The sequence below is a fragment of the Pseudomonas sp. Pc102 genome (assembly GCF_018408275.1).
Lineage (GTDB): Bacteria > Pseudomonadota > Gammaproteobacteria > Pseudomonadales > Pseudomonadaceae > Metapseudomonas > Metapseudomonas tohonis.
On record NZ_AP021905.1, the window covers coordinates 5,252,001 to 5,266,094 of the forward strand.

The 14,094-nt window shown below is 68.0% G+C and carries 11 protein-coding genes; 8 read left to right on the plus strand and 3 right to left on the minus strand.

The features are described from left to right. Positions 1-213: 213 nt before the first annotated feature. The 3 genes from PHLH3_RS24025 to PHLH3_RS24035 form a co-directional block, all read right to left on the minus strand. Positions 214-2,658 carry a TonB-dependent siderophore receptor gene (locus PHLH3_RS24025; RefSeq protein WP_213626059.1) on the minus strand — a complete coding sequence of 815 codons (2,445 nt, stop codon included), beginning with the start codon at positions 2,656-2,658 and terminating at the stop codon, positions 214-216. Between the two features lie 235 nt (positions 2,659-2,893). Further along, positions 2,894-3,868 carry a FecR family protein gene (locus tag PHLH3_RS24030; protein ID WP_213626060.1) on the minus strand — a complete coding sequence of 325 codons (975 nt, stop codon included), beginning with the start codon at positions 3,866-3,868 and terminating at the stop codon, positions 2,894-2,896. After that, entirely contained in the window at positions 3,865-4,377 is a 513-nt protein-coding gene (locus PHLH3_RS24035; RefSeq protein WP_244862935.1) for a sigma-70 family RNA polymerase sigma factor, read from the minus strand. The genes PHLH3_RS24030 and PHLH3_RS24035 overlap by 4 nt, the downstream gene beginning before the upstream one ends. 202 nt (positions 4,378-4,579) lie before the next feature. Here PHLH3_RS24035 and PHLH3_RS24040 point away from each other — a divergent pair, with 202 nt between their 5' ends. The 8 genes from PHLH3_RS24040 to PHLH3_RS24075 all read left to right on the plus strand — a co-directional run bounded on the left by PHLH3_RS24040 (position 4,580) and on the right by PHLH3_RS24075 (position 14,093). After that, positions 4,580-5,113, plus strand: coding sequence for a sigma-70 family RNA polymerase sigma factor (locus PHLH3_RS24040; RefSeq protein WP_213626062.1), 534 nt, complete (start codon positions 4,580-4,582; stop codon positions 5,111-5,113). Continuing rightward, positions 5,110-6,075, plus strand: a complete 966-nt coding sequence (locus tag PHLH3_RS24045; protein WP_244862936.1) for a FecR domain-containing protein — start codon at positions 5,110-5,112, stop codon at positions 6,073-6,075. Before PHLH3_RS24040 ends, PHLH3_RS24045 begins: the two co-directional genes overlap by 4 nt. Positions 6,076-6,181: 106 nt before the next feature. Beyond that, on the plus strand, positions 6,182-8,629 hold the full coding sequence (locus PHLH3_RS24050) for a TonB-dependent siderophore receptor (protein ID WP_213626063.1): 2,448 nt from the start codon (positions 6,182-6,184) through the stop codon (positions 8,627-8,629). 125 nt (positions 8,630-8,754) lie between these two features. Then, a complete protein-coding gene (locus PHLH3_RS24055) occupies positions 8,755-9,504 on the plus strand; it encodes a tetratricopeptide repeat protein (RefSeq protein ID WP_213626064.1) in 750 nt (249 codons plus the stop codon). A 113-nt stretch (positions 9,505-9,617) separates the two neighbouring features. Further along, on the plus strand, positions 9,618-10,580 hold the full coding sequence (locus PHLH3_RS24060; protein WP_213626065.1) for a LysR substrate-binding domain-containing protein: 963 nt from the start codon (positions 9,618-9,620) through the stop codon (positions 10,578-10,580). Between the two features lie 278 nt (positions 10,581-10,858). Then, complete coding sequence (locus tag PHLH3_RS24065; RefSeq protein WP_213630667.1) at positions 10,859-12,313, plus strand: 2-hydroxymuconic semialdehyde dehydrogenase; 1,455 nt, start codon at positions 10,859-10,861, stop codon at positions 12,311-12,313. A gap of 14 nt (positions 12,314-12,327) precedes the next feature. Beyond that, complete coding sequence (locus PHLH3_RS24070) at positions 12,328-13,140, plus strand: fumarylacetoacetate hydrolase family protein (RefSeq protein ID WP_213626066.1); 813 nt, start codon at positions 12,328-12,330, stop codon at positions 13,138-13,140. Between the two features lie 11 nt (positions 13,141-13,151). After that, positions 13,152-14,093 carry an acetaldehyde dehydrogenase (acetylating) gene (locus PHLH3_RS24075; RefSeq protein ID WP_213626067.1) on the plus strand — a complete coding sequence of 314 codons (942 nt, stop codon included), beginning with the start codon at positions 13,152-13,154 and terminating at the stop codon, positions 14,091-14,093. Position 14,094 lies beyond the last annotated feature (1 nt).

Below are 14,094 nucleotides of genomic sequence, written 5' to 3' on the forward strand. Positions count from 1 at the left end.
CCACCGGCGACACCGCTGGTGGATGAAAAGAGCGCCATCCTCCCTACCCACGGACCAACTCCGTGCGCGCCAGCCGCAGGGTGGACGACGCTCCACCCGTCCACCAAGCGAACTCACCGGCGGCACCGCTGGTGGAGGTAAAGAGCGACCTCCACCCTACGCACAGCGTCACGCCGTAGCCCGGGCTCCGCCCCGGGGCCTGGTCGGCTGTGATCAATACTCCCAGCGCAACGAAGCGGTCAGGCTGCGCGGCTCGCCGTAGAGGTCGCTGTAGACGCTGGTGCTCGCGTAGTACGCCTTGTCGAACAGGTTGTCGACGTTGAGCGTGCCGGTGAAGTGCTCGCCGAAGCGGTAGCGCGCCAGCAGGTCCACCAGGGCGTAGCTGCCCTGCTTGGCTTGCAGGGTGGTGCCGGGGATCACCTGGGTATTGCCGTAGCGGGTCGCGCTTTCCCAGCGCACGCCACCGCCGAGGGTGAGGCGGTTCAGGTCCCCGGTCAGGTCGTAGGTGCTGAACAGCTTCACGTTGTTCCGGGGGAAACCGACGTTCACGTCCACGCCCTGCGGGTAGTAGGTGTTCACGTGGCTGTATGCCGCCTGCACCTGCCAGCCCGGCAGCAGCTCGCCGGCGACTTCCAGCTCCAGCCCCTTGATCTTGATGTTCGCGGGGCGCACCAGCTCGTTGTCGAAAGCGTCGTACAGCCCGGTGCCGACGGCGTAGTTGCTCAGCTTGGACTCGAACAGCGCGGCGCTGAGATTGAGCCGGCCGTCGTAATACTCGCCCTTGGCCCCGACCTCGTAGCTCTCGCCCTCGGTGGGGTCCATGAAGGTGCCTTCGAGGGTCCGGCTCGATTGCGGCTTGTAGATGCTGGTGTAGCTGGCATAGACCGAGTGGTTGTCGTCCAGGTCGTAGACCAGGCCGGCATAGGGAGTGACTTCGCCGTGCTCGCGCTTCTTCAGGGAGGTCGGATCGTAGCCGTAGTAGGCGGAGCTCTGGTCGACCTTGAAGTAGCTCAGGCGGCTGCCGAGGATCAGCGACAGGCCATCGGTGAGCGTGAAGCGGGCCGTGCTGTACGCCGCATACTGGCGCTGGCTGTACTCCAGATCGCCAATGCGGTTGAACGGCGGCTTGGAGATGTCGCCACGCCATTGGTAGACGTCGGGAATGGCCGGGTTCCAGCCGCTGCCACTGCGATCCACCCACAGCGGGTAGGCTCCGGTGTTGCTGCGGTAGCGCATGGCGCTGGCACCGACCACCAGCTCGTGCTCGCGGCCGAACAGGCTGAAGGGGCCGGATGCGTATGCGTCCACCGAGTTCTGCTCGGGCTTGCTCGGCCACTTGGCGAAATACAGGTTGGTGCCCGCGCCGGTCTGCTGGTCGGGGTAACCGTTGCTGCTGAACCAGCCGTACTCGACGTCGTTGTCGTCACGGACGTTGGTGACGGCGACCTTGGCCATCCAGGCGTTGTCGAAGCGATGCTCGTAGGTGCCGAAGATCGAGGTGCGCTGGCGATCCGCGTGGCTCCAGTCGGCGGCCGAGTTGAAGGAGCGCTTGAAGTCGGTGCGCTGGCCATTGCTGTAGAACGCCGGGAAGCCGAAGTAGCCGCAGGCATCGCAGTTGCGCACCTGGTAGTCGATGCCGAAGCTGACGGTATCGCGCTCGCCGAGGTCCGCCTCGACGACGCCATAGGCCACCCGACGCTCGGTGCTGAGGCGATCGGTGAAGGAATTGGCGGTCTGGTAGGCGGCCACCAACCGGCCGCGCAACGTGCCCTCCTGATTCATCGGGCCCGACACGTCGAACTCGGAGCGGTAGTTGTCCCAGGAGCCGGCGCTGCCCTGGATCGAGGCCGCGAACTCGCGGGTCGGGCGCTTGCGCACCATGTTGATGGTGGCGGACGGCTGGCCGATGCCGCTGAGCAGGCCCGTTGCGCCGCGCACGATCTCGACCCGGTCATACACCGCCATGTCGTTGGACTGGCTGCTCATCGAGGGCTCGAACACCGTCGGGATGCCATCGACCTGGAAGTTCTCGATCTTCATGCCACGGGAAAAGATGCCCACCTCCTCGTCGGAGGAGTTGCTCTTTTTCTTGTAGAGCACGCCCGGGGCCTGGGTGAGGACGTCTTCCAGGCTGACCATCTTCTGGTCGCGGATGCGCTGGCTGGTGATCACGCTGACCGACTGCGGCGTCTCGCGCAGGGACAGCGGCAGCTTGGTCGCGGTGCGGGTCGAACCGGTGGTGTAGGAGCCGGTGCCCTCGGTGGTATCGCCCAGCAACGAGGAGGAGATGGTCGTCGCCCCCAGCTCCAGGGCGCCTTCGGCTGGCGCCGGGATCAATGACAGCGTGCCGCTGGCGGTCACCACCAGCGACAACCCACTCCCCGCCAACGCCTGCTGCACCGCCTGCTCCGCCGTGAACTGCCCGTGCACCGCCGGGGCCCGCTTGCCGCTGATCAGCGCCGGGTCGGCCGAGAGGGTGCGGCCGCTCTCGCGGGAGATGCGCGCCAGGGTCTCGCCCAGCGGGCCGGTGGGAATGTCATAGCTGCGCACGGCAACCTGGCTGCTGCCGGATTCGGCCTGGGCCACGAGTGGCTGGCCAGCGCTGGCGAACGCGATCGCCAGGGCCAGCAGGCCAGGGCGCAGAAGGGGGGACGACATGTGGGGCTCCTTGTTCCGTGTGTCGGGTTTGCCCTATCCATGTCCAACGAGCCGGGGAAACCCCTCATCGTTCCTGAGAATTTTTTCCATTTGTTGGCGAGGCGGTTTCAGTGGGTCCCCGCGTTCGCGGGGATGACGGTGCCTGCGTGCACACAGGCGGCACTGCCGGTGGATGAAAAGAGCGCCATCCACGCTACGCACGGCGCCAATCCGTGAACGCGGGCACGATGCGCGATCAGGCGCGGTCGATCAGCGTCAGCCAGGGCCCGAAGCGACGCACACGCACCGGCATGGTCTCGGCCAGGGATTGCAGGGTGGCGCCGCTGTCGTCCAGAGGGAACACACCGAACACCCGCACCTGCGCGGCCTCCGGGCTGATGCGCAGCAGGCCGCGATGGTAGGGGCGCAGCGCCTCGACCAGGTGCCCCAGGGGCTCGTCATCGACTTCCACGCGCCCGTCCACCCACGCCGCTCGGGTCAGCAGGCTGGCGCTGGCGGGCTGGATGCCGGCGGCGCCGAACCAGGCCGCGTGGCCTTCACCCAGCTCGCCCTGGCGCCCGTCGAGGCAGTCGATGCGCACGCTGTGCTCCTGCACGCAGACCAGGCTGCGCGCCTCTTCCTGGCGGACCAGGAAGCGCGTGCCCAACGCTCGTACTTCGCCCTGGGCGGTGGCGATGATGAAGGGCCGCGCAGCATCGGCGGCTACCGTCACCAGCACCTCGCCCTCACGCAGGCGCAGCAACCGGCGCGAGCCATCGAAGCGGATATCCACCGCGCTGCGGGCATTGAGGACCAGGCGGCTGCCGTCAGCCAGTCGCAGCGTGCGGCGCTCGCCGGTGGCGGTGTGCACATCGGCGGTGAGGCCCGTCACCGGGGTCACGCGGTTGACCAGCGCAGCACTGCCAGCCCCCAGCACCAGCAACGCCAGGCCGCCGCGCAGGAGCTTGCGCCGCTGCGGCGAATCAGGGGCCGAGAGCGCCCGGCTGGCGGCCCGCAACTGCCCCGGGCTGCGCCCTTCGGCGCCCTGCAGGTCGGCCAGCGGCTGTTGCAGCAGGCCGCTGACCCGTTGCCAGGCGAGCAGGTGTGCCGGGTCGTCGGCCAGCCAGCGCTTGAAGTCCTGGCGGTCGTGGTTGGTCACGCGGCCGGGGTCCAGGCGCAGCATCCAGTCGATCGCGGTGCGGGTGTGCGGGTCGAGTTCGGCGTGGCTCATGGCAGCTCCGGGTGGGCGCTGAGGCAATGCACGAAGGCACGGCGCAGGTCGCGTTCGACCGTGGCCAGGGACACCCCCAGGAGGTCGGCTATCGCCTGCTGCGGCAAGCCTTCGAGACGGTTGAGCAGAAAGGCGCGGCGCACCCGCTGCGGCAAGCCGTCGAGCAGCCGGTCGATGGCGTCGAGGGCCTCGCTCACCAGGGCGATGTCCTCCTCCGAGGGGGCGAAGCGCTCGGGCAACTCCGCGAGGGCCTCCAGGTACGCGCGCTCCACCTTGCGCCGCCGCCAGAAGCTGGACAGCAGGCGCCGGGCCAGTGTGCCGAGGAAGGCGCGCGGCTCCTCCAACTGCCCCAGCTGGCGCGAGGCCATGGCCCGCATGAAGGTGTCCTGGGTCAGGTCGGCGGCATCCTGCGGGCAGCGCAGCTGGCGATACAGCCAGGCGCGCAGCCAGCGGTGGTTCTCGCTGTAGAGCGTCGCCAGGGAAGCGTTGAGGTCCGGAGATGTGGCCACGTGGGAAGATCCCGGGATCAAATAAGAATAAGTCGCATTATTGTTGATTGCCGCCCCAACTGGCAATGCCCACGAATGGACAGAAGCCGCAATCATCCTGCGCCTTGTCGACCGTACGAATTGCCAGCGGGGACCTGTACGACTAATATGCGAATCCTTCTCATCTGCATTCATCCCGCCCTGCCCTGACGGTACCCAACAGATGTCGACCCTCGACGAGTCCTACCAACGCCAGGTGCAGCACTATTACGTCGAGCACCACGGCTGGATACGCGCCTGGCTGCAACGCAAGCTGGGCAATGCCTGCGACGCCGCCGACCTCGCCCACGATGTGTTCCTGCGCCTGCTGAGCAGGCCGCGCCGGTTCGACAGCGACACCCACGCCCGCGCCTACCTCAGCGCCATGTCCCGCCATGTGTGTGTGGACTTCTGGCGGCGCCAGCAGGTGGAACGTGCCTGGGCGGAGGTACTGGCCGGCCAGCCCGAAGCGGTGGCACCTTCCGAGGAGCACCGCGCTCTGGTGCTGGAGGCGCTGCAGCAGGTACACAGCATGCTCGCCAGCCTGCCGCCAAAGGTCGCCGAGGCCTTTCTCCTGGCCCAGGTCCAGGGCCTGGGCTACCGCGCCATCGCCGAGCGGCTGGGGGTTTCCGAGCGCACCGTCACCAGCTACATGGCCCAGGCGATGCTGCAGTGCCTGCTGCTGGAAGCCGAGCTCGACGAGGTACTGGCCCCGTGACCCCGCTCAAACCCGACCACGCCATCCTGCAGCAGGCCGCCCACTGGTACGCCGAGCTCAGCGCCGAGGCGGCCGACGAAGGCACCCGCGCCGCCTGGCTGCAATGGCACGGGCAGAGCGAGATGCATCGCCAGGCCTGGCTCTACGTCGAGCGCATCAGCCAGCGCTTCGCCCCGCTGCAAGGCGACGGCGAGCTGACCCTGCAAACGCTCAAGGGCGCCCGCCGCGCCCAGCAGTCGCGGCGCCAGGCACTGCGCACCCTGGCCGTCCTCTGCGGCGGCAGCCTGCTCGGCTGGGCCGGCTGGCGCGGCACCCCGCTGCCGGGACTGGTGGCGAGCTGGCGCGCCGACTACCGCAGCGCCACCGGCGAGGTGCGCGAATTCACCCTGGACGACGGCAGCCGCGTCTGGCTCAACAGCGCCAGTGCCCTGGGCGTCGACCTGCAAGCCGACCTGCGTCTGCTGCGCCTGGTGGCCGGCGAGGTACTGATCGACACCCATCACGACAGCCGCCCCTTCGTCATCACCACCGCCGAAGGCCGCCTGCGCGCACTGGGTACGCGCTTCAGCGTGCAACAGCAGGAAGGCCGCACGCGCCTCAACGTCTTCGAGGGCGCGGTGGAAGTGCGCAACGCCTCCGGCGAGCTGCGCGTCGCCCAGGCTGGCGAGCAACTGGCCTTCGACGCCCAGGCCATCGGCACCCTGCAACCCGCCAGCCAGGGCCGGCAGAGCTGGAGCCAGGGCATCCTGCTGGCCAGCGACATGCCGCTGTCGGCCTTCGTCGAAGAACTGGCCAGCCACCGTCACGGCCACCTCGGCGTGGCCCCGTCGGTCGCCCACCTGCGGGTGACCGGCACCTTCCCCCTGCATGACGGCGACCAGGCCCTGGCGATGCTCGAGGACGTCCTGCCTATCCGCATCCGCCGCACCCTGCCCTGGTGGCAGTCCGTGGAAGCGCGCTGACCGCAGGATTCGAAAAAATTTCGCATTCGCGTTTCCGGTTTTTCCTTCTCATCCGAATTAGCTGGTGACAACGGCTTTGTGCCCCCTCCAACGACAAGGAAAAGACATGTCACCGCGCCTCTCCCGTTTCCCGCTGCGCCCCCTCTCGCTGGCCACTGCGCTGGCCCTCGCCGCCGCCCTCCCCACCACGCCGGTGATCGCCTCCGAGCAGGTGCAGGACCAGCAGTTCGACATTCCCGCCGGCCCCCTGGCCGACCAGCTCAACCACTTCGCCGTGCAGACCGGCATCTACCTGGCCGCCGACGGCGCCCTCACTGCGGGCAAGCAGAGCCCGGCACTGCGAGGGCGCTACAGCGTGGAGCAGGCACTGGGCATCCTCCTCCGCGACAGCGACCTGCAGGCCCTGCGCACCGGTGCCGGCCGCTACCAGTTGCAGCCGCGCAGCGAAGACGGCGGCCTGCAACTGGACGCCACGCGTATCCAGGGCAGCAGCTACCAGGAAAACGCCTGGGGACCGGTGCAGGGCTACGTCGCCACCCGTAGCGGCACCGGCACCAAGACCGACACGCCGCTGCTGGAAATCCCCCAGACCATCAACGTCATCACCGCCGACGAAATCAAGGCGCGCGGTGCGCAGAGCGTCACCGAAGCCCTGCGCTATACCGCCGGCATGACCGGCGGCGGCTTCTCCGACCGGGTGAAGATCTTCGACGAGCCCACCTCGCGCGGTTACCTGCCGACCCCGCTCTACCTCGACGGCCTGCACCTGCCCTACGGCGGCGGCAGCACTGGCGGAGCCCTGCAGATCGAGCCCTACTCGCTGGAACGCATCGAAGTGATGAAGGGCCCCTCCTCGGTGCTCTACGGCCAGAACCAGCCCGGTGGCATGATCAACATGGTCAGCAAGCGCCCCACCGCCACGCCGTTGCACCAGATCCAGCTCGGCACCGGCAGCTACGACCGCAAGAGCGCGGCCTTCGACCTGGGCGGCCCGCTGGACGAACAGGGCCGGTTCCTCTATCGCCTCACCGGCCTGGCCAACGACGCCAACTCGGAGATCGACTACGTCGAGCAGAAGCGCCTGTTCATCGCCCCGAGCCTGACCTGGCTGGCCAGCGACGACACCACCCTGACGCTTTACGCACAACTGCAGAAGGACAAGGGCGTGCCCGAGGCCCAGGGCCTGCCCAGCGAAGGCACGGTGTTCGCCAACCCCAACGGGCGCATCGACCGCGACCGTTTTCTCGGCGAGCCCGCCGTCAACGACTACCACCGCACGCAATACGCCCTGGGCTACGAGCTGAGCCACCGCCTCGATGACGTCTGGACGCTCAGGCAGAACACCCGCTACGCCTACGTCGACGACCACTACACCGCGCCGCTGCACGGCTACCGTTTCGTCGCCAACCCGGTCACCGGCGCCAACGACAAGCGCTACCAGACTCGCTACGGCGTCGACTGGGCGCAGAAGAACAAGGTCCTCGGCGTGGATAACATCGCCCAGGCACAGTTCGACACCGGCGCCGCCGGCCACACCCTGCTCATCGGCCTGGACTACTACCACTTCAACTCGAAGTTCGACGGCCAGTACGACTACAACCCGCCGATCATCGATCTGTTCGGCCCGGTCTACGGCCAGCCGCTGAGGTTCGGCAACCGCTACACCTGGGACAACACCATCACCCAGACCGGCCTCTACATGCAGGACCAGATCAAGCTGGACCAGTGGATCCTCACACTCGGCGGGCGCTACGACTGGGCCGAGACCGACAACCGCGCACCGCTGCGAGGCACCCACAGCAACGTCAAGGACGAAGCCTTCACCGGTCGCGCCGGCCTCACCTACCTGTTCGACAATGGCCTGGCGCCCTATGTCAGCTACTCGGAATCCTTCCTCCCGCAGACCGGCACCGACGCCACCAGCAAGCCTTTCGAGCCCTCCACCGGCAAGCAGTACGAAGCGGGCGTGAAGTACCAGCCCAGCGGGCAGGAAAGTTTCATCCAGCTCTCGGTCTACGAGCTGGAGCAGGAAAACATCCTCACCACCGACCTCGCCAACCCCGGCTTCAACGCCCAGACCGGAGCCATCCGTTCCCAGGGCATCGAGCTGGAAGGCAAGGCCGCGCTCACCGAAAACCTCAACCTGATCGCCTCGGTCTCGCGCAACGACATCGAGTACACCAAGGACAACGACGGCCGCAAAGGCCGCCACCCGGCCAGCAACCCGCCGCTGACCGCCTCGCTCTGGAGCGACTACCGCTACATAGGCGACGGCCCGCTGTCAGGCCTCGGCGCCGGACTCGGGGCCCGCTACGTGCGCGGCAGCTATGGCGACGACTACGAAGGCTCGTTCCAGATCCCGTCCTACACCGTCTACGACGCGGCCGTGACCTATGACTTCGAGCACTCGGCGCTGCGCCTGAAGGGCGTGAAGCTCGCGGTGAACGTCGAGAACCTCACCGACAAGACCTACGTGGCCAGCTGCCGCAGCATCTGGGACTGCTACTACGGCCAGGGCCGTACCGTGGTCTCCAGCCTCAGCTACGACTGGTAAACGCCCGGCACACAACGTGACCGGCGCCACAGCCGGCCACCTGACAAGCGCACGGCGGCGTGATTTCATAGGCGCCCGCCCTCCCCGGGCGGCGCCTATCGACTCTCCAAGGGACTGGAACCGCCATGCCATTGCTCGCCCTGCTCGTCATCGCCTGCCAGGTCACCTGCGGCCTTCATGTCGTCCGCAGCGGGCAGGAGCGCTACTGGCTGTACCTGATCATCGCGCTGCCGGGCCTGGGCTGCCTGATCTACTTCCTCGGCATCATGCTCCCCGACCTGCTCGGCAGCCGCACCGGGCGTCGCACCGTCAACCGCCTGCACGACAAGCTCGACCCCGAGCGCCACCTGCGCACCCTGCGTGACGAACTGGACCTGCGCGACACTCGCGAAACCCGCGTGCAACTGGCCGAAGAACTGCTGCGCCTGGGCCAGGCCGCAGACGCCGCCAGCCACTACCAGGCCGCCCTGCGCGGCATCCACGCGCAAGCACCGGACATCCTCCTCGGCCTCGCCCAGGCGCAGTTCGCCGAGGGCGACGCGCAGGCCTGCCGCGACACCCTTGACCGGTTGATCGAACACAACCCCGACTACCGCTCCGCCGACGGCCACCTGCTCTACGCCCGCGCCCTGGAAGCCCTGGGCGACACCATGAAGGCGGAAGAGGAATACCGCGCGCTGTCGAGCTACTACGCCGGCCCCGAGGCCAACTACCGCTACGCCCTGATGCTGCGCCAGCTGGGCCGCCAGCGCGAAGCGCGCGAGCTGCTGGAGCAGATCCAGAACTACGCCCGCCGCTCCCCCAGGCACTACCGCAACCTGCACGGCGAATGGCTCGACCTGAGCCGCGATGCGCTGCGCGAGATGCAGTCCTGAGGGTCACGCAACAGCGTTTCACCCCGCGATCCCCATCGCCCGCTCATCCCCGCTTTTGATTACCATGCGGTGCTTTGCGCATCCCACCGCCCTTTGACCCGTCGAGGCACCGCATGAAATTCACCCCCATGTCCGTGGCGCGGAAGCTCAAGTTCTACCAACTGGTGGTGTTCGACCAGGTGCTGCAGAGCGGCTCGCTGCTGCGCGCGGCCCAGGCGCTGAACCTGACCCAGCCGGCGGTGACCAAGATCATCCACGAGCTGGAGTCCTACTTCGACGCGCCACTGCTGATTCGTGGAAACCGTGGGGTCACCGCCACCGAACTGGGCGAGCTGGTGGTGCGCCGAGCCAAATCGCTGCTGGCCGAACTACGCTCGCTGACCGACGAGGTCAACGCCTTCCAGGAGGGCACCTCCGGGCATGTCATGGTCGGCACCCTGATCTCCGCATCCAGCTCGTTGCTGCCGCGCGCCATGCAACTGCTCAAGCAACGCGCCCCCAGCGTGCTGGTGTCCCTGCGCGTGGGGCAGATGGACCAGTTGTTCCCGGCCCTGGCGGTGGGCGAGGTGGACCTGGTAGTGGGCCGCGTCCCGGACGACTGGGGCTGGCGCAACGAGTCGCCGATGCTGGAAGTGGAAGTGCTCTACGGCGAAGCCCTGTGCGTGGTCGCCGGCGCCCAGCACCCGCTGCTGGGGCGCTCGCCGGTGAGCCTGGCGGACCTGCACGACTACCCCTGGGTGCTGCCGACCCGCGACTCGCTGCTGCGCCGCACCGCTGACCGACTGTTCGCCGAAGCGGACCTGAACACCCCGGCCAACGTGGTCGAATCCCTGTCGATCCTCACCAACATCAGCCTCATGCAGGATCAGCAAACCGTCGCCCTGATGCCCTTCGAGGCCACCCGCCAATTCGCCGACGCCGGCATGCTGCGCGCCTTCGACCTGGGCACCCCGCTGCAATTCGGCGACATCGGCTACTTCCATGCCGCCAACCGCGACCTCGGCCCCGCTGCCCGCCTGTTCCGCGAATGCCTGGAACAGGCCAGCCGCGAGCATGACCAGGGTGCGCCGGCCTGATCGTCGCGGCGGCTTTCGTAGGATGGCGTAGAGCGAAGCGAAACCCATGGGATGGGGTGCACCGGACTCCATCGATGGCACCGAGCCAGGGCAGCCCTGCGGGCTGCTGGGCGAATGAATTCGCCCCTACGGTCCTGCCGCACCGGTGTGCCGTGATCGGGGCTGGCCAGCTATTCCAAAGCAGAATAGTCAACCTCAAGGCTTTCATTATTCCCTTATAGGCGCCTTCCCTAGACTCCTCCGAAATCCAAGAATCGGAGGCTGTCGTGTCCACTCCCCTGCCCTTGCTGCGCCATTTCATCGCGGGCGAATTCGTCGCCAGTGACAAGACCTTCCCCAATGTTTCGCCCATCGACGGGCGCGTCCTGAGCCAGGTCTGCGAAGCCGACGCCGGCCAGGTGGAGCGCGCCGTCGCTGCCGCCAAGGCCGCGCAGGAAGGGCCCTGGGCCGACTTCAGCCCGAGCCAGCGTGCCGACATGCTGATGCGCATCGCCGATGGCATCGAACGCCGCTTCGAGGAATTCGTCGCCGCCGAAGTGGCCGACACCGGGCGCCCGGTGCAGCAGGCGCGCACCCTGGACATCGCCCGGGGTGTGCACAACTTCCGCACCTTCGCCGAACTGGTGCGCCAGGCCGGCAGCGAGTTCTTCGAGATGCGCGCCGCCGACGGCAGCGAGGTGTTCAGCTACACCGTGCGCAAGCCCCACGGCGTGGTGGCGATCATCTCGCCGTGGAACCTGCCGATGCTGCTGCTCACCTGGAAGGTCGCCCCGGCCCTGGCCTGCGGCAACTCGGTGGTGGTCAAGCCGTCGGAAGATTCGCCCTCCAGCGCCAGCCTGCTGGCCGAGGTGATGCAGGAAGCCGGGCTGCCCGCCGGCGTGTTCAACCTGGTGCACGGCTTCGGCCCCAACTCCGCAGGGGAATTCCTCACCCGTAACCCGGATGTCGATGCCATCACCTTCACCGGTGAATCGCGCACCGGCGCCACCATCATGAAAGCCGCCGCCGAGGGCGTGCGCGACGTGTCCTTCGAGCTGGGCGGCAAGAACGCCGCGGTGGTCTTCGCCGACTGCGATTTCGACGCGGCGGTGGCCGGCGTGCTGCGCTCCAGCTTCACCAATTCCGGCCAGGTCTGCCTGTGCTCGGAGCGGGTCTATGTCGAGCGGCCGATCTACGAGCGCTTCGTCGCCGCCATGAAGGCCGGCGCCGAGAAGCTGAAGATCGGCTACCCCGACGAAGACGGCGTCAACATGGGCTCACTGATCTCCCACAAGCACCGCGACAAGGTGCTCGGCTACTTCGAACTGGCCCGCAGCGAAGGCGCCGTCGAAGTCACCGGTGGCGGCGTGCCGGTGTTCGGCGACGAGCGCGACAACGGAGCCTACGTGCAGCCGACCATCTGGACCGGCCTCGGCGACGACGCCCGCTGCGTGCGTGAAGAAGTGTTCGGCCCGGTCTGCCACATCGCCCCTTTCGACAGCGAGGACGAGGTGGTGCGCCGCGTCAACGACTCCGCCTACGGCCTGGCCACCGCACTGTGGACCCGTGACCTGAAGCGCGCGCACAAGGTGTCGCGGCGCTTCCACGTGGGCATGGTCTGGGTCAACACCTGGTTTCTCCGCGACCTGCGCACGCCCTTCGGCGGCGCGCGGCTGTCCGGCCTCGGCCGCGAGGGCGGCCGCCATTCCCTGGATTTCTACTCCGAGATCACCACCATCTGCGTCAACGCCTGAGCGGGAGCCCCACCATGCATGCAGCACTCATCGAAGCAGCCAGCCGCCTGCGCCAGGCGGAACGCAGCGGTAAGCCCTGCGCCCCGGTGCGCGACCTGATCGCCAGCACCCTGGCCGACGACCCGACCCAGGACCCGGTCGCCCTCGCCTACGCCGTCCAGCGCTACAACACCCTGGCCGCCATCGACGCCGGCCTGCGCCCGGTGGGCCACAAGATCGGCCTGACCTCCCACGCCGTGCAGAAGCAGCTGGGTGTCGACCAGCCGGACTTCGGCCTGCTGTTCGCCGAGCGGGCCCGTGGCGACGGCCAGCCCATCGCCTGGGACGACACCCTGCAACCCAAGGTTGAAGCGGAGATCGCCCTGGTGCTGGAACACGACCTGTGCTTCGAGCGCCATACCGTGGCCGACCTGATCCGCGCCACCGCCTTCGCCTTGCCGGCCATCGAAGTGGTCGGCAGCCGCATCGCAAACTGGGACATCCGCCTGGTGGACACCATCGCCGACAACGCCTCCTCCGGCCTGTTCGTGCTCGGCAGCCGCCCGGTGACCCTCGACAAGCTGGACCTGGTGCGCTGCGGCATGAGCATGACCCTGCGCGGCGAACCGGTGTCGGTGGGCGCCGGTGCGGCGTGCATGGACAACCCGCTGAACGCCGCGCTGTGGCTGGCCGACACCATGGTCCGCCACGGTGCACCGCTGCGTGCCGGCGACATCCTCCTCACCGGTGCGCTGGGGCCGATGGTCGCCGTGCAGCCGGGCGACAGCTTCACCGCGCACATCCAGGGCCTGGGCAGCGTCACCGCCGCCTTCGCTGCCGCGCACTGACCGGAGCCCCCATGAACAGACAGAAACTCAAAGCCGCGATCATCGGCTCGGGCAACATCGGCACCGACCTGATGATCAAGATCCTGCGCAACGCCCAGCACCTGGAAATCGCCGCCATGGTCGGCATCGATCCGGCCTCCGACGGCCTGGCCCGTGCCGCCCGACTGGGCGTCGCCACCACCCACGAGGGCGTCGAGGGCCTGACCCGCCTGCCGCAATTCGCCGAGATCGACTTCGTCTTCGACGCCACCAGCGCCACCGCCCATGTGCAGAACGACGCCTACCTGCGCCACGTGAAGCCCGGCATCCGCCTGATCGACCTGACCCCGGCGGCCATCGGCCCCTACTGCGTGCCGGTGGTCAACCTGGAGCAGAACCTCCAGCAAGCCAACGTCAACATGGTCACCTGCGGTGGCCAGGCCACCATCCCGATGGTCGCCGCGGTGTCCCGCGTGGCCCGCGTGCACTACGCCGAGATCATCGCCTCCATCGCCAGCAAATCTGCCGGCCCCGGCACCCGCGCCAACATCGACGAGTTCACCGAGACCACCTCCAAGGCCATCGAAGTGATAGGCGGCGCGGCCAAGGGCAAGGCGATCATCATCATGAACCCGGCCGAGCCGCCGCTGATCATGCGCGACACCGTCTACGTGCTCAGCGAAGCCGTGGACCCGGAGCACGTCGCCGCCTCAATCGAAGAAATGGTCGCCGCCGTGCAGGCCTATGTGCCGGGCTACCGCCTCAAGCAGCGTGTGCAGTTCGAGGTGATACCCGAGTCGGCACCGCTGACCATCCCCGGCCACGGCCGCTTCAGCGGGTTGAAGACCTCGGTGTTCCTCGAAGTGGAGGGCGCCGCCCATTACCTGCCGAGCTACGCCGGCAACCTCGACATCATGACCTCCGCCGCGCTGGCCACCGCCGAACGCATGGCGCAGTCGCTGCTGAACCGCTGAG